Consider the following 22,893-nt stretch of genomic DNA (forward strand, 5'->3'; position numbering starts at 1 on the left):
CCAACTAAGAAGGGATGAATTGAAATGAAAAAGAAAATTGCCTCATTACTTATCACAAGCTTCCTAATTGGGTCTGCTGCCTATGCAGAGGATCCCACCGCAGCGTCGGTTAGTGCATCACTAGACTCTACCTGGATTATGCTTGCTGCGTTTCTTGTTTTCTTTATGCATGCGGGATTTGCGATGGTAGAATCAGGGTTTACTAGATCAAAAAACACTCTTAATATTCTAATGAAAAATATCTTAACTGTATCAATTGCCTCGGTCTTATACTTCTTAATAGGTTATGGATTTATGTTTGGTTCAACGGCAGGTGGGTTTATCGGAGTTAATGGTTTTGCTTTAGCTGGGGTGGAAGATATCGGATTCTTCGTTTTCCAAGCAGTCTTTGCGGCAACATGCGCAACCATCATCTCTGGGGCCGTAGCTGAAAGAATGAAATTAGGAAGCTATATGTTTTTAACAATATTGATGACTGGTTTTATCTACCCTGTTGTCGGACACTGGGTATGGCAAGGTGAAGGTTGGTTAACAAATTTAGGCTTTGTTGATTTCGCTGGTTCTACTGTCGTTCACTTGACTGGTGCATTAGGTGCTATCGTTGCAGTGAAGTTTTTAGGAGCTAGAATCGGGAAATACTCAAATGGTAAAGTGAATGTCATCCCAGGAAGTAATATTCCTTTAGGTGCACTTGGTGTATTTATACTTTGGTTTGGTTGGTTTGGATTTAATGGAGGAAGCACCTTAGCTGCTGATCCAGAATTAGTTCCACACGTTATCGCTACAACACTTTTATCAGCATCTTGTGGAGTTATCGGTTCTGCCTTTTATTCTTTGTTCCGTTACAAGCGAATTGATGCTTCGTTAACACTAAATGGCGCATTAGCAGGTCTTGTGGGTATTACTGCAGGCACTGCAGCAGTTTCATTTGTTGGTTCAATGATTATTGGTTTAATTGCAGGTATTATTCTTATTGAAGCAGTTTCATTCCTCGATAGAGGCTTAAAACTAGATGATCCAGTTGGCGCTATCGCCGTACACGGTGTTTGTGGAATTTGGGGTACCCTAGCAGTCGGCCTGTTCGCTACTAGTGGTGGGCTATTTTATGGTGGTGGAGCTACTCTATTAGGAGTGCAGGCTATCGGTGTTTTAGCAGTTATCGTTTGGACAGTTGCTACTGTTTCGTTATCAATCTTTATTATGATGAAAGTTACTCCAATCCGTGTATCACGTGAAGAAGAAATCTCAGGACTCGATTTTGCAGAGCATGGATCTTCGGCTTATGAGTTCCGAGATAGTATTCTTACCGAATCTCCTCCTTCTACCGGTTCAACAGAATTCGGAAATGGATTAATTAAAAGATTGGATAGCTTAAGCTCTAAAACTAACAATGTTTAGTTTCGCGAAATTTCGCGCTATTAATAAATAGGTTTCCTGTTTTAAAAATCACTTTTAATAAGTGTATAGAACTCTTCAATTCCCCTAAGAGTTTTTACTATACAAGTACTGCCTTGGACTCCAGTAAAAAGGTATGTACATCCCCCTGTATTCCAGTTACAGGGGCTTTTTTTTACAAAAGGCCTTTTTTTAAATGAACATGGTTTAGTTTAGGAAGGAAAGAGACGTTACTACACCTCATTCACAGTGAATTTAAAAGATGAAAAACAACCTTAGAAAAAACATATAGTCCATTTCAACACCATAAAAAAATGCTCGCCATTACCTAAAATTAAGATAAGTAGCAAGCATATTATATTACTATTAATCTACAATATTGATATTATACTCTTCAAACCACACATGGACTTGCGCTAAATAAGCTAAAAGCTGAGGACCCGTCATTAACTGCCCAAACCAAGGAACTTTAAAGGCTTCTCCATTCGTATCAACGATTTCTCTTAATTTTTTCGCATCAAAGAACTCATAAAGAGCAGAATTCTTATCATCTAGAATTCCATTTAGCCACTTTTTCACAGCCATTGTATAATGAGGATTGTGTGTTTTCGGATAGGGGCTCTTTTTACGGTATAAAACCTCATCTGGCAAAATACCTTCTAGCGCCCGTCTTAGTATCCCTTTTTCACGATTTCCGTGCATCTTCATCTCCCATGGAATATTCCATACATATTCAACAAGACGATGATCCGCAAACGGAACCCTTACCTCAAGACTTGCCCCCATACTCATTCTGTCCTTACGATCCAATAGAGTTGTCATAAACCAAATCATATTTAAATAGAATAGCTCTCGTCTTCTTGCATCTTCCTTACTCTCTCCTTCTAAAGCAGGTGTTTCCCTCACTGTCTCGTCAAAACGAGCTTGAACATATTCATTTAGTTTTAGTTTCTTACTCCATTTAGGCTGCAGTAGATTCATACGTTCTTCTGTAGATCTCATCCAAGGAAACGCAGATGACGCTAAATCCTCTGGGCGATGGAACCAAGGATACCCACCGAAGATCTCATCTGCACATTCACCCGAAAGTCCCACCACAAACTCTTGTTTTATTTCCTTACAGAACCACAAAAGAGATGAATCTACATCGGCCATTCCTGGTAAATCTCGAACTAAGACAGATTCATACAATTCATCCACTAACTGTTGCTGAGAAATTACACGGCTGTGATGAGTGGTTCCGAATGTTTCGGACATCTTTTTAATCCATGGTCCATCTGAATTAGGTTGAAACTCATTTGCCTCAAAGTACTTATCATTATCTTCATAATCAATTGAAAACGTATGAAGTGGACCTTTCCCTTCTTTCTCAAAAGCATTAGATGCAATGGCAGTTATTGCACTGGAATCGACACCACCTGAAAGAAACGTACATACAGGCACATCTGAAACGAGTTGCCGTGTCACAGCATCTGTAAATAAGTGACGTACTTTGTCAGTCGTTTCATCCAATGAATCTTCGTGCTTTGCACTTTTGACATTCCAATAACGCCAAATTTTTAAACCATTCTTATCGAAAGTTAAAGCATGTGCAGGTCTAAGCTCCTTTACACCTTTAAAGACTCCATGACCAGGTGATCTGGATGGTCCTAACCCAAATACCTCTGCCAGCCCATCAGACCCTATTTCAGTCTTTACCGATGGATGCGCTAAAATTGCTTTCAGCTCTGAAGCAAAGAGTAGTTGGCCATTTGTTTCTTTATAAAACAGTGGTTTTACCCCTAATCGGTCTCGGCCTATAAATAACTTTTGTTTCTCTTCATCCCAAACAGCAAAGGCAAATATTCCATTTAAGTAATCAACACATTGTTCTCCCCATTCAATGTAGGAGGTTAATAACACCTCTGTATCCGAATGTCCGTTGAATGTATAACCTCTTTTTAAAAGCTCTTTACGAATATCTTCTGTATTATATAACTCACCGTTATAACAAATGGTATATGTTTTATCTTCCTTTGATCGAGCCATCGGCTGCTTTCCGCCTTCTGGATCGACAACAACAAGACGTTTGTGGCCAAATGCGGCATGAGTAGTAAGCCATATGTTAGTATCATCAGGTCCGCGTTTTGATAGTGTTTCCGCCATTTTCGAAACTGTATTCTGTTCTTTTCTTAGGTCTGAACGAAAATCAATCCATCCTGTTATCCCACACATGTAAATTCACCCTTTCTACCGTTACTTTTAAAAGTAACGGCTAGCAAGCTGATTACATTGTATGCAAGTATAGCTTATACAATGAATTGTCCAATAAAATGCAAGCCCTTACAAGTTATAAATTAATACTTTTTTGGTTAAAAAGAAAATATAAGTCATGTTTTTAAGGCTCTTTTCTGAAACATCGTTGCAAATTAGATCTACTTTAAAATATGAAACACCTGTTTTAGTTTCGGAAGAAAAGACGCCACTTTACTGAGTACATAGTGACTTTAAGACCATTTAAAAGCAACAATATTTACGAAAACAGCCTTGAAAACTGAAATATAAGTAGTTCGAACTTTTTTACATATAAGATTGGAGGACTTTACTTGAATTTGCAGCATCGTTTACGCACAATGAGTGAGCAAAAACGCTCCTATACGTTAGGAACCGTAGAGTATATAAATGATCAATGGATATTTTTTGATGATGAAAACGAGGAAGCTTCATTATTAGATGAATTATATGATCGAGAGATTGAAATATATACGATGAATTCATGGCAAAGAGGTTTATTTACGAGTGATGGATTAGTTAAGCTTAATGATTACTTTTATAAAATACAGCACGGTGATTGCATTCGAGTTCCAAAGACTCTTCCCTATGCCTATAGTGAGCTATTAAATCAATTGCCCGATTCCATATTTCAGGAATACACCAAATTTTTAAATAAGCATGCAGTTTCGCTTTATGATTGTATTTATTGTCATAACGTTATGTTATATATTCCAGCTAACACACAGTATAAAGGAGTTAATTTCATTACTTATGACAATACAGATTCTATAGCAGCTGTTCATCATCACTTTGAAAGAGGTAAGACCAAGAAAGATCGGTTTGAATTGACCTTATCGAATGGTCGAAGATCTGTGTTTATTAGTCAATAAAAACGCATATAAAAAAGCTGTCATCTTTGACAGCTTTTTTAATATTACACAGGAAGAGAAAATCCTAGATAGATTGTTATAGCTAATGACACTAAAAGTAATACCCAAAACAGAGTCGTAGACTTTCCTTTTTTGCCTCGTACAAGAACCATTTCCACAAATCCGATAGACAAAATTCCAAAGACAATTTTGGCTATGTAAGAAAACGGAAGTGATGCTAGTCCCATTATTAATTGAATACCAGTGATTAAAATTAAAATGTAGAACACTCGTAAAACCATTTGTACGATTTTAGCACCTTTCTCTTTGCCACTTTTTTGTAAATATAAAGCTACAAAGAATAAAATTAGTGCTAGTGCCCAAGATGTAATATGTGCATGGGTCATTCTAAACTTCCTCCTCAAAATTTTCTAAACTACGCTTATCATAACATGTTTCGATAAAAAACGTAAAAATGATTCTTGTCCATCCTGCAACAAATATTTTTATCTTTTGCTTAATGAATGAATATACATCGATTGGACCACTCTAACACCATTATTAACTTTTTCAATTATAAAATTACAACAATAATGTATAAACATGTTTTAGAGCATACTCCTAGGTGGATTTAAGGAGTTGATTCAAAATCAACTGTAGGCTATTGTTAATAATATAACAATACATACTTATGTTTCAAAATGATAGGTAAAACAGTAACCGGAGGTCATTTATATGAATAAAACCGAAGAAATTATTTCTTTAACAGATCAATTTGGAGCAAAAAATTATCACCCACTTCCTATAGTAATCTCAAAAGCAGAGGGTGTTTGGGTAGAGGATCCAGAAGGAAATAAATATATGGACATGCTTAGTGCCTATTCTGCTGTAAATCAAGGGCACCGTCACCCTAAGATTATCCAAGCTTTAAAAGACCAAGCAGATAAGATTACATTAACATCACGTGCATTTCACAATGACCAATTGGGCCCATGGTACGAAAAAGTATCAAAGCTCACTAAAAAAGATATGGTCTTACCAATGAATACTGGTGCAGAAGCTGTAGAAACAGCTGTTAAGACAGCTCGCCGTTGGGCTTATGATGTGAAAGGCGTAGCAGATAATATGGCAGAAATTATTGTCTGTGAAGACAACTTTCACGGGAGAACAATGACTGCTGTTTCTATGTCTTCCAGTGAAGAATATAAGCGTGGTTTCGGGCCAATGCTTCCTGGAATCAAAGTTATTCCATACGGTGATATTGAGGCACTAAAAGCTGCGATTACACCAAACACTGCTGCCTTTATATTTGAACCTATTCAAGGAGAAGCAGGAATTAACATACCTAGAGAAGGATATTTAACTGAAGCATACAACTTATGTAAGCAAGAAAATGTTTTGTATATTGCCGATGAAATCCAAGCAGGACTAGGACGTTCTGGTAAAATGTTTGCTTGTGATTGGGAAAATATTGATCCAGATATGTTTATTTTAGGAAAAGCACTTGGAGGCGGAGTATTTCCAATCTCATGTGTAGCAGCAAACAAAGACGTATTAGGCGTATTTAATCCTGGATCGCATGGCTCAACATTCGGTGGAAATCCGCTTGCTTGTGCTGTTTCAATTGCTGCATTAGATGTATTAATTGATGAAAAATTAGCTGAGCGTTCTAATGAACTTGGAAACTATATGCAAGAAAAGCTTCGTGAAATTCCTAACCCAATCATCAAAGAAGTGAGAGGACGTGGCCTGTTTATCGGTGTTGAATTAACAGAAGCGGCTCGCCCATACTGCGAGAGATTAAAAGAAGTAGGACTTTTATGCAAAGAAACACATGAAACGGTTATACGTTTCGCCCCACCACTTGTGATTTCTAAAGAAGATCTAGACTGGGCCATTGATAAAGTAAAAGAAGTTTTATCATAAGAAAAGTGTTGATGCGCCCTCCTATCAGCGACAAGCGTATGACGAGCGCTGACTGAGATTTTTTCTTAAAGCCTAAACGAAGTGAGATTGTTCTATAAGTAACAGGGGTTCGTTAATTAAAAGACACAAGAAAAGGCGTATGCACTGACAAGCGCCTTTTCTTTATTTATCAAGGTTTCTACGAAAATCTAATTAACTTTGACTTAGCAATCGAAATTATTATTATGAAGGACAATATTTCACAATTCATAAGAGAGGGTCAAAACTGCTGTCATTTGTAGTGGTGCCGTTTTGAGTACCAACTTTATTGACCTTTATTATCTGGGTAATAAAAAACTACAGTCCCTGAATCTAGGACAGTAAGAGTTCGCTCTTATCGGTTAGGGGATCAAGCTAGGACTTTGATCTAAGAAATAAAGGAAGTAATTTCCCTTAATAGAAAATTGCACGGAAAATAAGCTGGAATAGAGGAAAAAATTCCCTTTATTACACTTAAAAACGTGAATATAATTAATTTTTCTATGTATAGGCGGAAAAACTCCCTCTATTTATCCCAAAACGAGTTCTAATCTGCAATTAACGGAAAAATCTCCACTTATTTTTATCGCTACTTACTCAATTAAGGATATGACTTTGTGTTTACTGGAAGTGGGTCAAGATGCCATTCTAGTTAACCCCAACTTTATTTGTCAACGTTCCTAAACCTTCAATCGTAATTTCAATCACATCACCATTTTTCAAGAATCGTGGTGGCTTAAAGCCCTTCCCTACACCCGCTGGAGTTCCTGTTGCAATGATATCACCAGGTTCAAGTGTCATTCCCGCAGAAATTGTGGAAATAACCGTTTCTATATCAAATATAAACTGCGACGTGTTTCCTGTTTGCCTTATCTCATCATTTACCTTCGTTTGCAAATTCAACTGATTTGGATTAGCAATAAGTGATTTATGTGCAATAAATGGACCCATTGGACAAGATGCATCTAGACTTTTCCCAATAAAAAATTGTTTATGACGACTTTGAAGATCACGAGCAGTTACATCGTTTAAAATCGTGTACCCGAATACATAATCTAATGCTTCCTCTTTTTTAATAGCCCTTCCCTTTTTACCAATAACGACTGCTAATTCTCCCTCATAATCCAGCTGAGAGGTAACCCCCTCATGCAATAAAATCGTTCCATTCGGTCCAATGACAGACGTCGGAGCTTTTGTAAATAACATCAGATGTTCTGGTATATCTGCCTCACTTCCCATTTCAATCGCATGCTCAGCATAATTTTTGCCTACACAAAAAATATTTTTAGCAGGTCGCGGAATCGGTGCTTGAATTTGCACTTCATCAAGTGGATAACAGTAACTAGAATCATTGGTTGTCAAACGATCAATCTCTTTCACAGTATCTAGAAGAATTTCTTGGTTAAGGCACTCAATGAGTGTGTCTGGAATCGTGTTTGTTCCAAGTAAGGCTTTCTCAGCTAGTTGTAAATCTATAATTGTTGATAATTGTTCATTCAATACCCCTACAAAACTCCGATTATCTTTTAATCCTGTTAAAAATCTCATGCGTGAATCACCTCTAAGTATAGTATTCCATATTAATTCGTTATAAGTTGTAGAATTCCCTTCATGAAGATACGATCAACTATTTACCAAGGAAACTATTTGTTAAATGTCTGTATCACTTGAATGACAGCAGGACCTAAAAGGACAATAAATAAACATGGAAAAATAAATAATACTAAAGGGAATAACATTTTAATAGGAGCCTTCATCGCTGCTTCTTCCGCTCTTTGTTTTCTTCTTAGACGTATTTCATTTGATTGTACTCGCAAAATCTGAACCATCCCTATACCCAGTTGTTCTGCTTGAATAATACTTCCTATCAATGATTTTATATCATCGACATTAAGTCGGTTTCGCACTCCAGAAAGTGATTCTCTCCTTGTTTTTCCTAATCTTATTTCCTCAAGGCAGCGATTAAATTCTGTCGCAAGAACACCTTGCTTTTTAAGGACCACTTTTGAAAGGGCAGCATCAAAGCCTAGCCCAGCTTCAATACTAACAGTTACTAAGTCCATAAAATCAGGAAGCTCCTTTATAGCCTGCTTTGCTCGTGTTTTTGATTTTAGGTTCAAATAGTAGTTAGGAAACCACTTTCCAACAAATAATCCAAATACGATAAGGATTGTAATAACAAGAAAACTAAAGCTATTTAATAACCCATAAACACCAAATAAAACAGGAAGAACAATCATAAATAATATCTCAACTACTCTATATTCAACTGGCTTTAAGCCAAAAGGACTTCCTGCTCTTAGGAGTTTTATTTCAAGAGCTGCTTCCTGTTCTTCTGTAATCTTTCTTTGGAAACTTCGTAGCATTTTTTTTAAAAGCGGTTCTATCACTCTACTTCTAAAAGGTGGCTTTTCTCTAGTCAGCTCATCAGAGTGATTTAATTGAGTAGTTTGAAAGATCGCCTCCATTCGATCATTTATTATCTTTTTCCTTTCTTTCCTAAACCGTACGCTTCCTAGTATTATTAATAACATCATCAGTACATAAGTAAATATAATCAACTGTCCTACACCTCAATTGTGGTAAGCTTTCGGATAAACATAAATCCAATAGCACAAGAAATAATCGCAATAATCACTAATATGATTCCTATCGGATGTGTGAATAAAGTACCAATATAAGAAGGTTCAATTAGAAATAAGGCCCCCCCTAAGAATACCGGCAAAAGACCGATCACAATTCCTGACAACCTACCCTGTGCAGTTAACGTTTGAATCTGCCCTTGTATTTTTATTCGATCACGAATAGTCTCCACAATTTTCTCTAAAATGGTGGCTAAGTTTCCTCCCACTTGTCGTTGAATAAGTATGGCTTCAATCATTAAATCCAAGTCTTCACTAGGCATTCTTTCTTTTAAGTGATTTAACGAATCTTCCATCGATGTACCGTACTGCATTTCTCTTAGTACTGTTGCAATTTCTTCCTTTAGCGGAGACTCAGCTTCTTCCATTACTGACTTTAGAGCTTGAGGGAAACTAAATCCCGCTCTTAAAGCTCCAACAATGGTCGAAATCATTTCAGGTAATACTTCATTAAATTTTTGGAGGCGTTTTTTCTGTTTACTTTTTAAAATGGTTCTTGGAATACACATGCCAATAATTCCGCCTATGGGTGCAAGAAACACTTGATTAAACACCAAATACAAGATCCCTGCCCCAAGAGATCCAGCAATCCATTGAAACATCACAAACTCTTCTGGCTTAAGAGGTAAACCAGCACTAGAAAGTTCGATCTCAAGCTTGGCTGTTTTATTTTTCTTTTGAAGTCGTTTTCTGATATTCTCTTTTGCTAATCGGAATTGTAGTGTAAATTTATTTTTTTTTGATTCAAGTATTTCAGGTTCGGATTGCTCTAAATACCGTTTAACTCTTCTCTCGACTTTTTCCTTTTTCTGGTGCAAGACTTTTAGTAAAAAGGTAAAAAAAAGAACCGCAGAACAAAAAAAGGAACAGACAATTAACAACTCCATCCCTTACCACCCCTCTTCAGTAATAAATACACTTGGTGGTATGTATTGCCCAGCATTTTCTAAACGTTCATAAAATTTAGGACGTACTCCTGTTGGTGCGAGTTTCCCAATGACCTTTCCTTCACTAGTAACTGATTCCTGCTTAAAAGAAAAAATATCTTGAAGAACGATAACATCCCCTTCTAGTCCCTGTACCTCTGTAATATTCACAATTTTTCTTGTACCATCTTTTAAACGGGTTTGCTGGATAATTAAATCAATAGCCCCAGAGATTTGTTCTCTAATCGCTTTTACTGGCAAGTCAACACCAGCAAGGAGGACCATCGTTTCTAAACGAGCAATCATATCTCTAGGACTATTTGAATGTCCTGTGGCTAATGAACCATCATGACCGGTATTCATCGCTTGAAGCATATCAAGTGCTTCTGATCCACGAACCTCCCCAATAACAATTCGGTCTGGCCTCATACGCAGGGAGTTTTTCACAAGGTCCCTTATCGTAATGGCACCTTTCCCCTCAATATTTGCTGGCCTAGATTCGAGTGATACAACATGCTCCTGACCAAGTTGTAGTTCAGCTGCATCCTCAATCGTTACAATCCGTTCGTCGTTTGGAATAAAATTAGAGAGCACGTTAAGTGTTGTCGTTTTACCAGAACCCGTTCCTCCACTAACAAAAATGTTTAATCTTGCCTTTACACACGCATCGATAAATACCGCCATTTCTTCAGACAATGTACCAAACGATATTAAGTCAGTAATTTGAAAAGGATCTTTTGAAAATTTACGGATGGTGATCGTTGGACCATTTAATGCAAGTGGAGGAATAATTGCATTCACTCGAGATCCATCAGGAAGTCTTGCATCAACCATCAGACTACTTTCATCAATCCTTCTTCCGATTGGCGCAACAATTTTCTCAATCACATTCATCACATGTTCATTATCACGAAAAGTGATATCTGTTAAAACCAGTTTCCCTTTTCTTTCACAATATACTTGATTCGGACCATTTACCATGACCTCAGAAACTTCATCATCTAATAACAACGGATTAATTGGACCAAATCCTGTTAAGTCATTGATTAGCTCGTCAACTACCTGCTTTCGATTCACGTTTCCATAAATACTTGCATTTTCATTAATAATTCCTTGTGCTAGTTCGTCTAGTTTCGGGACGATTTCTTCTACAGCTTGATTTTCCTTTAATTCTTGTAGAATTACTTTATGCAACTTGTCTTTTAGTTCTCGATGTCTATTTGAGAATGACTTTACTTCTTTCTTCTTTAAATGATCTTGAGTCTCTTTTTTAAAAGGTTGATGGTAATTGGCTTCTAAAACGGTATCGTTTGAAGGAGAATCTATTTGGTGTTTATTTGATTTTGTTTCTTGAATCCTATTAAGTAAACTCATATACTTTTACTCTCCTTACCTAAGAGTCTTTGAAAAAAAGAAGTTTTTTTCAGTTTATGCTTATATAGAATTTGTTCAGAGATTAGCTCTTCAGCAAGTTTAAAGACAGCCTTTGAAAGATCAGATTTAGAATGGCAGGTAACAAACGGTTCACCTAAATTAAGTGATTGTGTGGCAACTTTAGCATTATGGGGTATTAACGATAAACTCTCTGCACCAAGCATCTTAATAGCTTCTTCAGGTTTTATAACATGGTCATTTTTTACTTGGTTTATTACAAGTTTCACTTTTTCTCTTAACCCAATTTGATCTAGTGTTTCTAACATTAATTTAGTATTTTTTAACGTTGTCATTTCTAAATTTGATACAATGATTACTTGATCAGCCTGTTCAATTAATTCTAAGGTGATATTTGTTAACCCTACCCCTGTATCAATCATGACATAATCATTTTCATAAAGTAATAAATCAACTATTTTCCCCATGTGGCTAGCGTCTATTAATTCTGCATACTCAGGTCTATCAGGTGCCACCAATACTTTAACACCTGAAGAATGTCTTGTAAGATAGGTAATTACTGAATCTGGATTTACCGAACCTATTTCTTCAATAACATCTTTAATCGTCAATGTTGGGTGTAAGTCCATCATTAGCGATATATCCCCAAACTGGAGATCACTATCAACTAGTGCGAGTGAGAGATTTTTTTTAAACATGGCAATTGATAGATTTACAGTTAATAGTGTCTTCCCTATTCCGCCCTTAGCACTACATACTACAATTAATTTTCCACGTTTTCTCTTTTCAGTTAGTTGCTCTTCGCCCATCACCTTGACCTCCAATCATAAACATCTCAAACATTATGGCTTTTCATCTTCCTTCGTTTTCAGACGAGTATTTAAAACTAAGTAAATCGTACCTCTCTCTGACGCATTTATCAAAACTTGCCCATCACTTGGTGACAATTCTAAGGTCACAGCGCTATACTCAACATATTCACTTTCTTCTATTTCATTAGAAACCATTTTTCTACCGATCGCTAAAACCCGAGCATTGGTAATAATTTGTTCAGTTTTAATTACTGTTTCTTGTCCTTGCTTGACGGCCTCATTAAAAACAACGTCCACATAATCCTCAGGCTCGATTAAATTGGATACAGACTGTACAAAATTAACCCCTACTGAAACAGCTCTATAGCCATCTTGTATTTTTCTAGAAATGATATCAATCTCTTCTTTCTCAGTTTTAAAGCGATGATTCAGAAGAACTTCATCCTTCTCGATGTTAGCTGTTGCAAAAGTCCCTTCAATTTCTTTTACATCTCTCACAGTTAAAGGATGCAGCTCTTTTTCTGATACGTTTATAGTTGAAAGCATGTCCCTCGTAATTACTTGGTTGATGTTAATCTTTTCTTTAGCAATCACAGCTGTGACAAGTGGTTCTGTTTGAACATCTACAGCTTTATCTTGTTGATTTATGTATACGAAAAATAATAGAGTTGTTATCATTCCCATTATTAAAGCCAATAGTAAAATAAATTTTGATCTCAACAGCTACACCTACCTATTCAGATAATCTAACGATGTATGCTCCTTTATTTTGAGCATTTGAAAATTCAAACCCAGTATCCGCTTTTTTTATAAAAACACCAGTAATGGAAGTGTCATTATTACTCATCTGCTCAGTTACATAAAAATAAGCAAACCCTGTGACTTCCACCTGCTTTAATTGGTTTGTAACCTGGTTATAGGGTTTATATACGATAACTAGTATGACTCTTGAACAATCTCTCTGATACATATCACTACAGCTATTCACTTTCTCATTAATAACTGTTTGAGTTTTCCCTGCTACATTACCAGTTTGAGTATCTACAATATCTCCAACCTTTAATTCAGCTTGATAACCATTACGTAAGTTATCTTCATAAGTACTTGCTCCAGGTGCTTCTAATGCAAATATTCCAAAATTCCCTGTGTCCACACTATCAGAGGAAACCTTTAAGCTATAGGACTTCCCAAACTCTAATGGAATGGATTCATCTATCCCTAGAGGTGCGACACCTACTGCTCTCCCCATTACTCCTAGTCTGGCTGTCGCCTTTGCTCTTACATCTATATGTTCGATACCTAGGAGTCTTAAAAAGTTCAGCTTCACTGGTTTCACTAGTTGTACTCTTATTTTATGATTCGGCTCTATGTAGACTTCTTCCAACGAGTCAGCTTCGTTGTGTGCAGTCATTATATGATTGATCACTGTCCGTACCTGATTTTCTTCATATGGCAATTCTTGTCCACCTGAAAGTACTGCAGCATTTGCTACTTTTTGAAGATGACTTTTTGTCATAAATAACATACCGCCATCTATAACTAATCCTGTCATTAAGAGCAAAACAATAAAAGATAACGAAGTTAGAACTAATACATTACCATCTTGCTTCTTTACTATTTTTTTCATGATTACCTCACTCAACCCTGATTGTTGAATTAGCAGATAACACATAACCAGATGGAATAATTGTATCTAGAAACGGAACGTTCATATCTACTGGATAACTTAACTTGACTGTCACATAATCACCCGATTTCCTATCTACAGTATTCGGAGAAATTTCAACAGTCATGTTTGAAGCCTCACCTGCACGAAAGTGATTTTTTGCAAACAGGATCATCTCATCATCGGTATTTCCTAATCCACCTAACCTTACCGTTTCTTGTGTTGTGAAATGAAGGTAACTATATGCATAAAGAAGTCTACCAAAATCAAAGATTCCCACAAGTAAAATGAGAAGAACTGGAACAACTAATGCCATTTCTACTAATGACTGACCTGACTCACTGCTTTTCACTTCAAAATCACTCCATCTAATATAAATGTCAAAACTGCTCCTCCCGCAATAGCTACTCCATAAGGATACGTTTTTTGCAATCCGTCTTTATCAATCCAAATCGGAATTTTCAAACCATATCTGATGCCACATATAGAGATAAAAATTGACTTCAACATCGTAAATACTCCTTTTCGAAACAGTAAAATGAGTAGTCCGATCAACCCTCCAATAATTGCCATATAAATTGAAGTGATTAATACAAATGACGCTCCCTTTAATGCACCGATTAATGCCAACAATTTCACATCTCCAGCACCCATGCCGCCCATCAGATATGGAATCAAAAGTAGGGCAAAGCCACAGAGAAAACCCATTAAACTAAAAGCAATTCCTGACCAACCATTAAGTAGGGCATTTAAAACTAGCGCAAGAATGTAAGCTGGAAAGGTCACCACATTATAGATTTTACGACTTTTTAGATCAGTTAACACACAGACACATAGGATAACAAACAATAAATAATTGATCACTCTAGCTCACGCCCTCCTTAGACACTTAGTCTTGTTATAAAAAAGAACTGACCACCTATGTGCTAGGATAGCTTGTTCATACTACCAAACTAATAAACACAGAAATGAATCAGCTCATTTTAACTATTACTCTTCTTATGGTGTTGTTGTTCCACCTAAAGATTGTGTTATAGCTGTTGTCACGTTAGTAAACAATGTTACAATTTGTCCGCGGAAAGTAACTAAAAGTCCAACCACTCCTACTGCAAGAACACCTAATACTAATCCATACTCTGTCATCCCTTGTCCTTGTTCTTCAATTACTAGTGCTTTTAATTTGTTCATCATCTTTAATCTCTCCCTTTTTTTATTATCAAGTTAACTTGATAATTTGATTGATTTCTATTTTCATTTGTTCGATTGTTCCAGCAGGCAATTCAATAACAGATTGAACATCTCGATATACCTTGCCTACTTTTCCTGGACTCATTGCTTGATCCAAAGCAACAATCTCATTGTTTTGATTAAGATAAAGAATATCAATTGGATACTTCATAAAAAAAGTGTGAACGGATAGACAGGGTTTAATGTGTAATCCTGTTCCTGAGTTGAGTGTTTTCGTAAACATTAAGCCTTTTAATCTCTTAATGAACGAATATGCTCTACCAACATTATCTGCTATTACTGTTTGATTACTCAGGTTATACAGCTCCAACGTTTCACCTCCAACATAATAGAATAACCCCGCCTTTACCGAAAGGGGGGTTAGCTAGTTTCATAATAGTTTGCTAAAAAAGTAAGATTATAAGCTCCATTCGAAACTTCAATTTCACTTTAAAGAAAACTATTATAATACTCCCTGATCTTTCGGTAACTGGCTAGCTTTGTGTATTTAACACTTAAGCCCCTATAGCTTTGCGTCACTGGCTTTCGCCAGTTTTGCCTTTATCGAGAAACAGCTTTATTCATTTCGACTGAACTCTTATTTTTATGATAAATTATTTCTTGCATCTACAATATCCGTCAGAATACTTAATTTTTTTGAAAATAAAAACCTAGATATCTATATCCTTTTTCCTATGTCATTTGATATACTTCTTTCTAAAGTCACGATTATCGGCATATTTTTCGACCCCCATAAAATACACTTTCACTTCGTATAGGTGATGTAGGTCAATTTACATAGGGAGTTTTGTTGAAAAATGGTCCAAGTTGTAATATTCTAGCTTGTTTTAGCGAAAATGTTTTTTTTCATGAAAATGAAGGTATAATATTACTAACTTTCTAAAAGAAAATTCATTCAGTGGTCCAGAACTTATCGAAATTGGAGATATGCCCATGTATAACCTTAAATTTATAATTGAAAATAAAAGAACGGAAATGATATTGCTAGCCAAGGAACATGGGTTTACTGCAAAAGTAACAGTCCGCTGTAGCCAAGAATTGGATCGTTTAATTAATCTCCATCAGCAAACATCGATACAGGAAACTGAGCAATATGAAATGACAAATTAATCAAAGAGGCATTCCAAACGAATTCAGTTTGAAATGCCTCTTTTTTATTTACGTCTATTGAAGCGTTTTTTTGCCAGGTAGATCTCAGGGTATCCGCTAATCTGCAAGTCACTGAATTCTTATTGACTACTAGGACTAGTCCTCCTATTTTTCATCGGCTGCCTTTTAGCATAAGTCAGTGTTCTCCAGAGCCATTCTACAGGACCATACAGATAGTTATTTAACCACCACTTACTAAGAAGGACTTGTAATAAGTAGATTACAATTGTCATAATTAATCCTTCAAACGGGGTAATTTGACCATAATACCCCAATCCATAGCTATAAAATATCATCGTACAAATCAATGATTGAAGTAAATAATTACTTAATGATAACTTACCCACATGGGCAAATGGAGTTAATACTTTCCTCCATTTCTTATTCCGGACAAGTAAGACAATAGATGATGCATAAAACAGGGCTACGGCAGGGCCACCGATACTATCTTGTAAATACTCGGTTGCCAAGTTTTTATCTGCTACATATGGAACCATCTTAAATACAATAGCGATCATTCCCGATATCAACCACATTCTACGAACGGCCTTCTGATGATCATTATTAGAAAACCAGTCTTTCTTAGCAATAAAGGCACCTAATAGAAACATCGGTAATAAGGTTAATACTAAAAAGACACCATTTTCTAAATTATTTACATAATACCAATCGTTCATTCTCTGAATGGTAATCTCTAGAAATGACCCTGCGTGATAAACTTCGGTCGTCTGAAGTGCTAAATCCTGTGAATGTGGTATTGACATCATTTCAGGCTCTAACATATACGCTAACAGCAAGAAACTGAAAAACAAAAACGATGGAACAAAAATCAATAGTAAAGCAGTCACAAGTAGTGTGATAGGCCTAACACGTAGAAAGAAGAGACATATCGCACCTATAATCGCATAGGATATCAATATATCACCATGCCAAATTAGAAATGCATGAATACAGCCAAAAAGTAACAACACAGCTAATCTTCTTGAAATAAGGGGAGCAAAAGAATATCCCTTTTGCTTGACTCGTTGATGAAAGATCACTAGACCAAAACCAAACAAGAATGAAAATAGCGTATAAAAATTAGCTTGAGCAAACAGATCAATAAAACCTAATGTGTAAATGTCCACGCTGTCCGTCCACCATTTCTCCGGATTTATATAAAGCATCGGAGAATGAAATGAAAGCATATTTACTAAGAAAATACCAAATATTGAAAAACCTCTAATTATATCTATCGCATGTATTCGTTCTATTGGAGCAATAGGTGTAAGACTAGTTTCCTTCAATACATCACATCCCAATTAGTTAACTATTTTTCATATTAAACGATAAAATGATTTTTTCACACTATTTCATCCCAAAGAATATCATAACAGAGATATAAACCTAAAAAAGGATGTTTTAGTATGCCAGCTATTGTGGGAGCCGTAAAAGTAAATAGTATCGGGAACAGTAGCATTTTCAATATAGGGGATGTCTTTAATATTGCCCCATACAGTCAGGCCAAGACCTTTGCAGGTGCTGGATCCTTTAATACTGGTGATGGCATGCAAGTGTATAATCAACGTAGTGTCACAAACACTTATGATACTGATACAATCGATCAGGTTAATGTTGCGAACGCATAAGATCATACCTTTGGGGGATGTTTTATGAATTTTTACATCAATCAAAATATCTCAATACAATATTTCAAAATAGGTAGTGTAAGCAATTCATCAGTTCTTCAAATTGGTAGTGCTGGGATGATTAAATCACTATCAAACAATTATAATACAGGTGGTTTTTTAGAGGCAGCTCCCGAAACTTCAGAACCAATTGAAGGTCCAGTTGTTCCCTTACAACCACCTTCCACAGCTTAGCCAAATTAAATCCCTAAAATTAATCATTGTTTGCTTATCCCTGCATATGGATTACATAACAGACTCTTTTATTTATAGCTAAATATTTGCTAGGGGTTAATATGATGTGGATAATGCTAGGGAGTGGTCTTAATGTACGGATCCTATTACGAAATCATCGCATACTTAAATGACTTACATAAGTATGTTGAATTTCAGAATAAAAGAATTGAAGCGTTGGAACAACAAATTAAGCAATTCCAAAGATCGATTATTGAGTTACAACAAAAGCCATCTACAACGATCGAACGGATTGAGTATAAATTTGACCAACTTAAAGTAGAAACTCTAGAAGGTACACTTAATATCGGGCTAAATCCTATGGATGGAGAAACAATAGAAGATTTTAGTGTAGCACAAGGAAAAATGAATGTCCCAGACATACGTAAAAGCAATCCAGGAGAACATGTTCATCCAGTAGTTGATTCGATTCAGTCTGAGATTACAAATTACCTTGATAATGATTGTATTGAGTTCATCAAAAAGCTTGAACAAGACACAAATCATCCACTTGAGGACTCTTACCGAGAATTCATTATTGACGATATCAGTCATCAAATACCAGATCGCATTAAAGTCTATATCCAACAACAGCAAGGTCTTTTAAACTCAAATGAACGATTACAAGAAATTAAGGAAAACACAATAAAAAAAGTAATTATAGATATTCAAAATTCCATTTCTTCATTTTTCACAAATATACCAAATGAGATGAAAGGTGGTTAAGACCATTGAACTTTTCTGTGGTTAATCGCGAATTAAATGTTGGACATATTGATATTGTTGCCGTATCCTCATCTTCTGTCTTTTTAGTTGGGGATACAAGGACAATCACTCTTTCCTCATCCTTTGATACACCACCAGAATCATTAATAATCGGGCCATTTGTGCCCTTAGCACCTGAAGTGGGTTAAGTATGTTCAGAAGACTTTCTAGGGTTAATACTATTTATGTTAATTCTGTGTCATTTAGTTCTACTTTCGAAATTGGTGATTCGAAATACATCACTCCTGTCATGAGAGCATTAGCAGTAAAAAGGGAATTCCCCTTATTCTTTTCAAATGAAGGAAATTTTAATGAATACTCTGTATTCACACGACCAATACCACAAGTTCCTACAGAGGAAATTTTTAATATGACTGTATCAAATGAAGCACCATCAATTAATGTGAATAGTATACGAGTAACAGGGATTTCTTCTTCCTCAGTTGTGCACATTGGATCTACTAATTTAATCAATGCCGAAGCAAGGATAAAACATATTAGGCAGCTCCTTCGCCAACCAGGAGATGAATCGACACAGCTATCAGAACCAATGGAAGATACAGCTAACCCTGAAGAAGTAAGTGAACAAACAATAGACTCTACAGAAGAAGGAGGCTGATAATAAATGCCATCCATTGTTGGACCTTGTAAAATAAATAGTATTGATGGCGGAGTTGTTAACTTTGGCGATTCCTTCTATCTCTCGCCTAAAAGCGCAGGCAAAGCAGCTGCAGGATCAGGAGCTTTTAACACAGGTGATTTCATTGCTACAAACAGTGCTGTGAATGCCACGAACACTGCCGATCCCGATGGTAATGATCAACAAGTTACAGCTAATTCCTAAGGTTTCAAACTTTGAGCTAATCAATCCGTTAATTTCCCTTATTATTTGATAAGGGTAAATTTCTTATTGGTTAGCTTTTACTGTTTACTTATGATGCTCTTAAGAAGAGAACGTTTTGGTAAATGTGTACATATACTAGTATACAAATACGATAAAATAAAGGGTGCTTAATTATGCCATCGATCGTAGGTCCAATTAAAATAAATAGTGTCGGCGGAGGCGTTGTGAATTTCGGGGACGCTTTTTACTTATCACCAAAAAGCACATCCAAGACAATGGCTGGATCTGGGGCTTTTAACACGGGTGATTTTATTATGACAAACAATGGAATTAATGCCACAAACACAATAGATCCAGATATTAACGACCAACAGGTTGCTGGCAATGCCTAGACACCATGGAATTTAAGAAGCCTGTTGATTGGATGAACAGACACTAGTAATTTTAATAATAAAAGAGGCTACCTAACTTTAGCCAAGCCGGAATTGTTTTATTACTTCAAACCACTAAAGTTAAAATAGGAAAAAAAAGAAGGATTAGTTATTTATAATAAGGACAGGTGTACAATCTTTTTTCCTCCTCCATTCATACAATTTAGGGAATGAATGAAAAAAGGAGGAATAAATCGTAATGAATTACTATGACTTATGTTGTAGATACAAAGGCAGATATGTAACTATTACAGATAAAAGAGGCAAAGTTCATAAGGGGCATATCGTTAATGTAACAAGAACACATGTATATTTAGCGCCTCAAGCTAACCGAAATTTAGGTGGATTTGGTTATGGCTGGGGATGGGGTTACGGATACGGCGCTGCAGCCGCAGTCCCATTAGCCTTTATCGGCGGATTAGCTCTTGGTGCTGCATTCTGGATTTAATAACTTGATTTTCAAAAGGTGAGGTGAATTTCTCCTCACCTTTTTCTATGATTTGACCTGCGTGTTTTTGGTAATTTTCCTGCTGGCTGTTTTCGAACCCAGTTTATAAATGAAGAAATTTTTTCATCTTGTTTAAGTAATTCAATGGAGGATAGCCTTTTAGCAAGCTCAATATTATTATAAAGTGCATGAATTTGTTTGTGACAAGGAATACAAAGAACAGATACGGGTCCAAATACTCCCCCCATCTCCTTGGGAATTAAATGGTGGACCGTTGTTTCGACCTCTTCACGTTCACAAAGTTCACAAACTCCGATTTGTTTTTTACGTCCCACTATTTACTCTCCTTTGTCAGTTTTTATTATCTTAACACATCTCAATCTCCCTTAAAAATTAACGGGAATTTTATATCTTCTTTATATTCTTTCTTTCGCTTTTGACATAAAAAGTTTATACTTGTATAGATTAATTGTAAGTGAGCATAGAATAGGAGAGAACAAATTTTATGAAAAAAAAAATCGCTTGGGTCACTGATTCTACAGCAAGCTTTTCAAAAGAAGATCAGGATTGGCTAAAAGATAATCATGTTTATGTCATTCCTTTAACAGTTATCTTTGGTGAACAATTATACCGAGAAGGAATTGAGATCACCACTGAGGAGTTTTATGAAAAAATGAGCACTTCAAGTATTTCTCCATCCACCTCTCAGCCTACTCTCGGAGAATTCATTGATTTATATACACAGTTAAAAGAGTCCTATGATGAAGCAGTTGTGATTCATGTATCTGGAAAGCTTTCAGGCACATATTCGACTTCTGTACAAGCAGCAGAAATGGTTGACTTCCCTATACATAGCGTTGATTCTTGGATTGGCTCATTTCCATTAAAAAGAATGGTTATATCAGCTATTGAATTATACAAGCAGGGTGTTGATATACCTGATATCATTGACTATTTAGTAAAAATAAGAGAAAAATGTAGATTAGTGCTTTTACCATCTAGCTTGGAGCAACTAAAGAAAAGCGGAAGGGTTTCTAATTTCGGTTCTTTTGTTGGCACCTTATTACAAATTAAACCAATTCTTGCGTTTAAAGATGGTAAAGTCAATATGATTGAAAAGGTACGTTCATATAATAAAGCTGAAAATACGCTTTTAGCCAAATTCCACGAAAGCTATGAGAATGGAATTCTCCATGATATAGCTGTCCTTTATACTGGAGAAATTTCTGTCACAGAGAAGGTTGCTACAACGTTAAAAGAAAAATATAAGGAATTGCGCGTTGAACTTGTTCCCCTTATCCCTGTTGCAGGTGTGCATACTGGGATTGGGACTGTTGGAATTGCTTGGATTGAGAAGCTGGAGAAGTAAAAATATTGTGGCCAGAGGGAGGGTTTGTTACCTTCCTTTTTTGCTGAGGGCTGTGCATTCTCTTATTGTTTAGTTCAGTCAACTTTGGCTTTGGACAGGTTGAAAGTCCAGGGAGTGAAAACTGTCCGAACCTTGAGTGACTTCGGACAACTTCGAGAGGCACGAAGCAAAAGCTGTCCGAACCTTGAGTGACTTCGGACAACTTCAAGTGTCCGGAAAGCAAAAGCTGTCCGAACCTTGAGTGACTTCGGACAACTTCGAGTGCCCGGAAGCAAAAGCTGTCCGAACCTTGAGTGACTTCGGACAACTTCGAGTGCCCGGAAGCAAAAGCTGTCCGAACCTTGAGCGACTTCGGACAACTTCGAATGCCCGGAAGCTAAAGCTGTCCAAACCTTGAGCAACTTCGGACAACTTCGAATACCCGGAAGCTAAAGCTGTCCGAACCTTGAGCAACTTCGGACAACTTCGAGTGCCCGGAAGCTAAAGCTGTCCGAACCTTGAGCGACTTCGGACAACTTCGAATGCCCGGAAGCAAAAGCTGTCCGAACCTTGAGCAACTTCGGACAACTTCAAGTGTCCGGAAAGCAAAAGCTGTCCGAACCTTGAGCGACTTCGGACAACTTCGAATGCCCGGAAGCAAAAGCTGTCCGAACCTTGAGCGACTTCGGACAACTTCGAATGCCCGGAAGCTAAAGCTGTCCGAACCTTGAGCGACTTCGGACAACTTCGAATGCCCGGAAGCAAAAGCTGTCCGAACCTTGAGCGACTTCGGACAACTTCGAGTGCCCGGAAGCTAAAGCTGTCCAAACCTTGAGCAACTTCGGACAACTTCAAGTGTC

At 36.6% G+C, this 22,893-nt stretch carries 28 protein-coding genes and 1 riboswitch; of the genes, 13 read left to right on the forward strand and 15 right to left on the reverse strand.

All coding sequences use genetic code 11. From position 1 onward, the window contains the following. The first annotated feature begins 24 nt into the window (after window positions 1-24). A complete protein-coding gene (locus BK579_RS19040; RefSeq protein ID WP_078548200.1) occupies window positions 25-1,398 on the forward strand; it encodes an ammonium transporter in 1,374 nt (457 codons plus the stop codon). A gap of 363 nt (window positions 1,399-1,761) precedes the next feature. On the opposite strand, the gene asnB is transcribed toward BK579_RS19040, so the two are convergent. Further along, window positions 1,762-3,609 carry an asparagine synthase (glutamine-hydrolyzing) gene (gene asnB, locus BK579_RS19045; protein WP_078548202.1) on the reverse strand — a complete coding sequence of 616 codons (1,848 nt, stop codon included), beginning with the start codon at window positions 3,607-3,609 and terminating at the stop codon, window positions 1,762-1,764. Window positions 3,610-3,980: 371 nt separating this feature from the next. Here asnB and BK579_RS19050 point away from each other — a divergent pair, with 371 nt between their 5' ends. Next, window positions 3,981-4,538, forward strand: a complete 558-nt coding sequence (locus BK579_RS19050; protein WP_078548204.1) for a DUF2777 domain-containing protein — start codon at window positions 3,981-3,983, stop codon at window positions 4,536-4,538. Window positions 4,539-4,582: 44 nt separating this feature from the next. Here BK579_RS19050 and BK579_RS19055 read toward each other — a convergent pair whose 3' ends face one another. Continuing rightward, complete coding sequence (locus tag BK579_RS19055; RefSeq protein ID WP_078548206.1) at window positions 4,583-4,924, reverse strand: YisL family protein; 342 nt, start codon at window positions 4,922-4,924, stop codon at window positions 4,583-4,585. A 328-nt stretch (window positions 4,925-5,252) separates the two neighbouring features. On the opposite strand from BK579_RS19055, the gene BK579_RS19060 reads away from it, so the two are divergent. Further along, window positions 5,253-6,443, forward strand: a complete 1,191-nt coding sequence (locus BK579_RS19060) for an ornithine--oxo-acid transaminase (RefSeq protein ID WP_078548208.1) — start codon at window positions 5,253-5,255, stop codon at window positions 6,441-6,443. 666 nt (window positions 6,444-7,109) lie between these two features. Here the strand turns inward: BK579_RS19060 and BK579_RS19065 are convergent. The 11 genes from BK579_RS19065 to BK579_RS19115 all read right to left on the reverse strand — a co-directional run bounded on the left by BK579_RS19065 (window position 7,110) and on the right by BK579_RS19115 (window position 15,457). Next, the gene (locus BK579_RS19065) at window positions 7,110-8,009 is read right to left on the reverse strand and encodes a fumarylacetoacetate hydrolase family protein (RefSeq protein ID WP_078548210.1); all 900 of its coding nucleotides are present in this window, start codon (window positions 8,007-8,009) and stop codon (window positions 7,110-7,112) included. 95 nt (window positions 8,010-8,104) lie between these two features. Next, entirely contained in the window at window positions 8,105-9,022 is a 918-nt protein-coding gene (locus BK579_RS19070) for a type II secretion system F family protein (protein WP_235848469.1), read from the reverse strand. A 5-nt stretch (window positions 9,023-9,027) separates the two neighbouring features. Then, a complete protein-coding gene (locus tag BK579_RS19075; protein WP_078548212.1) occupies window positions 9,028-9,990 on the reverse strand; it encodes a type II secretion system F family protein in 963 nt (320 codons plus the stop codon). A 3-nt stretch (window positions 9,991-9,993) separates the two neighbouring features. Continuing rightward, the gene (locus tag BK579_RS19080; protein WP_078548214.1) at window positions 9,994-11,403 is read right to left on the reverse strand and encodes a TadA family conjugal transfer-associated ATPase; all 1,410 of its coding nucleotides are present in this window, start codon (window positions 11,401-11,403) and stop codon (window positions 9,994-9,996) included. Then, complete coding sequence (locus BK579_RS19085) at window positions 11,400-12,230, reverse strand: CpaE/TadZ family protein (protein WP_078548216.1); 831 nt, start codon at window positions 12,228-12,230, stop codon at window positions 11,400-11,402. The genes BK579_RS19080 and BK579_RS19085 overlap by 4 nt, the downstream gene beginning before the upstream one ends. A gap of 33 nt (window positions 12,231-12,263) precedes the next feature. Further along, entirely contained in the window at window positions 12,264-12,929 is a 666-nt protein-coding gene (cpaB, locus tag BK579_RS19090) for a Flp pilus assembly protein CpaB (RefSeq protein WP_204524738.1), read from the reverse strand. Between the two features lie 37 nt (window positions 12,930-12,966). Continuing rightward, a complete protein-coding gene (locus tag BK579_RS19095; RefSeq protein WP_235848470.1) occupies window positions 12,967-13,860 on the reverse strand; it encodes a pilus assembly protein TadG-related protein in 894 nt (297 codons plus the stop codon). Between the two features lie 7 nt (window positions 13,861-13,867). After that, entirely contained in the window at window positions 13,868-14,251 is a 384-nt protein-coding gene (locus BK579_RS19100; protein WP_139365123.1) for a TadE/TadG family type IV pilus assembly protein, read from the reverse strand. Next, entirely contained in the window at window positions 14,248-14,763 is a 516-nt protein-coding gene (locus tag BK579_RS19105) for an A24 family peptidase (protein ID WP_078548220.1), read from the reverse strand. The genes BK579_RS19100 and BK579_RS19105 overlap by 4 nt, the downstream gene beginning before the upstream one ends. 135 nt (window positions 14,764-14,898) lie before the next feature. Continuing rightward, window positions 14,899-15,090: a Flp family type IVb pilin gene (locus BK579_RS19110; protein ID WP_078548222.1), complete on the reverse strand. Its 192-nt coding sequence runs from the start codon at window positions 15,088-15,090 to the stop codon at window positions 14,899-14,901. Window positions 15,091-15,115: 25 nt separating this feature from the next. Next, on the reverse strand, window positions 15,116-15,457 hold the full coding sequence (locus tag BK579_RS19115; RefSeq protein ID WP_078548224.1) for a DUF192 domain-containing protein: 342 nt from the start codon (window positions 15,455-15,457) through the stop codon (window positions 15,116-15,118). 151 nt (window positions 15,458-15,608) lie between these two features. Next, a riboswitch (cyclic di-GMP riboswitch) is annotated at window positions 15,609-15,696 on the reverse strand. A gap of 384 nt (window positions 15,697-16,080) precedes the next feature. Here BK579_RS19115 and BK579_RS19120 point away from each other — a divergent pair. Next, a complete protein-coding gene (locus BK579_RS19120) occupies window positions 16,081-16,257 on the forward strand; it encodes an aspartyl-phosphate phosphatase Spo0E family protein (RefSeq protein WP_139365124.1) in 177 nt (58 codons plus the stop codon). 119 nt (window positions 16,258-16,376) lie between these two features. Here BK579_RS19120 and BK579_RS19125 read toward each other — a convergent pair whose 3' ends face one another. Then, window positions 16,377-17,582 carry a DUF418 domain-containing protein gene (locus BK579_RS19125; RefSeq protein ID WP_235848471.1) on the reverse strand — a complete coding sequence of 402 codons (1,206 nt, stop codon included), beginning with the start codon at window positions 17,580-17,582 and terminating at the stop codon, window positions 16,377-16,379. 120 nt (window positions 17,583-17,702) lie between these two features. Between BK579_RS19125 and BK579_RS19130 the strand changes: the two genes are divergently transcribed. The 8 genes from BK579_RS19130 to BK579_RS19165 all read left to right on the forward strand — a co-directional run bounded on the left by BK579_RS19130 (window position 17,703) and on the right by BK579_RS19165 (window position 20,685). After that, a complete protein-coding gene (locus BK579_RS19130) occupies window positions 17,703-17,924 on the forward strand; it encodes a spore germination protein (protein ID WP_078548228.1) in 222 nt (73 codons plus the stop codon). 24 nt (window positions 17,925-17,948) lie between these two features. Then, on the forward strand, window positions 17,949-18,158 hold the full coding sequence (locus tag BK579_RS19135) for a spore germination protein GerPB (RefSeq protein WP_078548230.1): 210 nt from the start codon (window positions 17,949-17,951) through the stop codon (window positions 18,156-18,158). 132 nt (window positions 18,159-18,290) lie between these two features. Continuing rightward, window positions 18,291-18,923 carry a spore germination protein GerPC gene (gene gerPC, locus BK579_RS19140; protein WP_078548232.1) on the forward strand — a complete coding sequence of 211 codons (633 nt, stop codon included), beginning with the start codon at window positions 18,291-18,293 and terminating at the stop codon, window positions 18,921-18,923. Window positions 18,924-18,928: 5 nt separating this feature from the next. Beyond that, the gene (locus BK579_RS19145; protein ID WP_078548234.1) at window positions 18,929-19,111 is read left to right on the forward strand and encodes a spore gernimation protein GerPD; all 183 of its coding nucleotides are present in this window, start codon (window positions 18,929-18,931) and stop codon (window positions 19,109-19,111) included. Window positions 19,112-19,113: 2 nt separating this feature from the next. Further along, window positions 19,114-19,581, forward strand: coding sequence for a spore germination protein GerPE (locus BK579_RS19150; protein ID WP_078548236.1), 468 nt, complete (start codon window positions 19,114-19,116; stop codon window positions 19,579-19,581). A gap of 6 nt (window positions 19,582-19,587) precedes the next feature. After that, window positions 19,588-19,806: a spore germination protein gene (locus BK579_RS19155; RefSeq protein WP_078548238.1), complete on the forward strand. Its 219-nt coding sequence runs from the start codon at window positions 19,588-19,590 to the stop codon at window positions 19,804-19,806. A gap of 173 nt (window positions 19,807-19,979) precedes the next feature. Beyond that, on the forward strand, window positions 19,980-20,198 hold the full coding sequence (locus BK579_RS19160) for a spore germination protein (RefSeq protein WP_078548240.1): 219 nt from the start codon (window positions 19,980-19,982) through the stop codon (window positions 20,196-20,198). A 238-nt stretch (window positions 20,199-20,436) separates the two neighbouring features. Further along, a complete protein-coding gene (locus BK579_RS19165) occupies window positions 20,437-20,685 on the forward strand; it encodes a hypothetical protein (RefSeq protein ID WP_204524739.1) in 249 nt (82 codons plus the stop codon). Between the two features lie 35 nt (window positions 20,686-20,720). Here the strand turns inward: BK579_RS19165 and BK579_RS19170 are convergent, their stop codons facing one another. Continuing rightward, on the reverse strand, window positions 20,721-21,020 hold the full coding sequence (locus tag BK579_RS19170) for a hypothetical protein (protein ID WP_078548244.1): 300 nt from the start codon (window positions 21,018-21,020) through the stop codon (window positions 20,721-20,723). Between the two features lie 170 nt (window positions 21,021-21,190). Between BK579_RS19170 and BK579_RS19175 the strand changes: the two genes are divergently transcribed. Further along, window positions 21,191-22,054 carry a DegV family protein gene (locus BK579_RS19175; protein WP_078548246.1) on the forward strand — a complete coding sequence of 288 codons (864 nt, stop codon included), beginning with the start codon at window positions 21,191-21,193 and terminating at the stop codon, window positions 22,052-22,054. The last annotated feature ends 839 nt before the right edge of the window (window positions 22,055-22,893 follow it).

Origin of the sequence: Litchfieldia alkalitelluris (genome assembly GCF_002019645.1) — a bacterium.
GTDB classification, from domain to species: Bacteria; Bacillota; Bacilli; order Bacillales; family Bacillaceae_L; genus Litchfieldia; species Litchfieldia alkalitelluris.

Coding starts and splice junctions, on each gene's coding strand:
- BK579_RS19040 (WP_078548200.1), top strand. CDS start 25: ATGAAAAAGAAAATTGCCTCATTACTTATCACAAGCTTCCTAATTGGG.
- asnB (WP_078548202.1), bottom strand. CDS start 3,609: ATGTGTGGGATAACAGGATGGATTGATTTTCGTTCAGACCTAAGAAAA.
- BK579_RS19055 (WP_078548206.1), bottom strand. CDS start 4,924: ATGACCCATGCACATATTACATCTTGGGCACTAGCACTAATTTTATTC.
- BK579_RS19060 (WP_078548208.1), top strand. CDS start 5,253: ATGAATAAAACCGAAGAAATTATTTCTTTAACAGATCAATTTGGAGCA.
- BK579_RS19065 (WP_078548210.1), bottom strand. CDS start 8,009: ATGAGATTTTTAACAGGATTAAAAGATAATCGGAGTTTTGTAGGGGTA.
- BK579_RS19075 (WP_078548212.1), bottom strand. CDS start 9,990: ATGGAGTTGTTAATTGTCTGTTCCTTTTTTTGTTCTGCGGTTCTTTTT.
- BK579_RS19080 (WP_078548214.1), bottom strand. CDS start 11,403: ATGAGTTTACTTAATAGGATTCAAGAAACAAAATCAAATAAACACCAA.
- BK579_RS19085 (WP_078548216.1), bottom strand. CDS start 12,230: ATGGGCGAAGAGCAACTAACTGAAAAGAGAAAACGTGGAAAATTAATT.
- BK579_RS19095 (WP_235848470.1), bottom strand. CDS start 13,860: ATGAAAAAAATAGTAAAGAAGCAAGATGGTAATGTATTAGTTCTAACT.
- BK579_RS19110 (WP_078548222.1), bottom strand. CDS start 15,090: ATGATGAACAAATTAAAAGCACTAGTAATTGAAGAACAAGGACAAGGG.
- BK579_RS19120 (WP_139365124.1), top strand. CDS start 16,081: ATGTATAACCTTAAATTTATAATTGAAAATAAAAGAACGGAAATGATA.
- BK579_RS19130 (WP_078548228.1), top strand. CDS start 17,703: ATGCCAGCTATTGTGGGAGCCGTAAAAGTAAATAGTATCGGGAACAGT.
- BK579_RS19135 (WP_078548230.1), top strand. CDS start 17,949: ATGAATTTTTACATCAATCAAAATATCTCAATACAATATTTCAAAATA.
- gerPC (WP_078548232.1), top strand. CDS start 18,291: ATGTACGGATCCTATTACGAAATCATCGCATACTTAAATGACTTACAT.
- BK579_RS19150 (WP_078548236.1), top strand. CDS start 19,114: ATGTTCAGAAGACTTTCTAGGGTTAATACTATTTATGTTAATTCTGTG.
- BK579_RS19155 (WP_078548238.1), top strand. CDS start 19,588: ATGCCATCCATTGTTGGACCTTGTAAAATAAATAGTATTGATGGCGGA.
- BK579_RS19160 (WP_078548240.1), top strand. CDS start 19,980: ATGCCATCGATCGTAGGTCCAATTAAAATAAATAGTGTCGGCGGAGGC.
- BK579_RS19165 (WP_204524739.1), top strand. CDS start 20,437: ATGAATTACTATGACTTATGTTGTAGATACAAAGGCAGATATGTAACT.
- BK579_RS19175 (WP_078548246.1), top strand. CDS start 21,191: ATGAAAAAAAAAATCGCTTGGGTCACTGATTCTACAGCAAGCTTTTCA.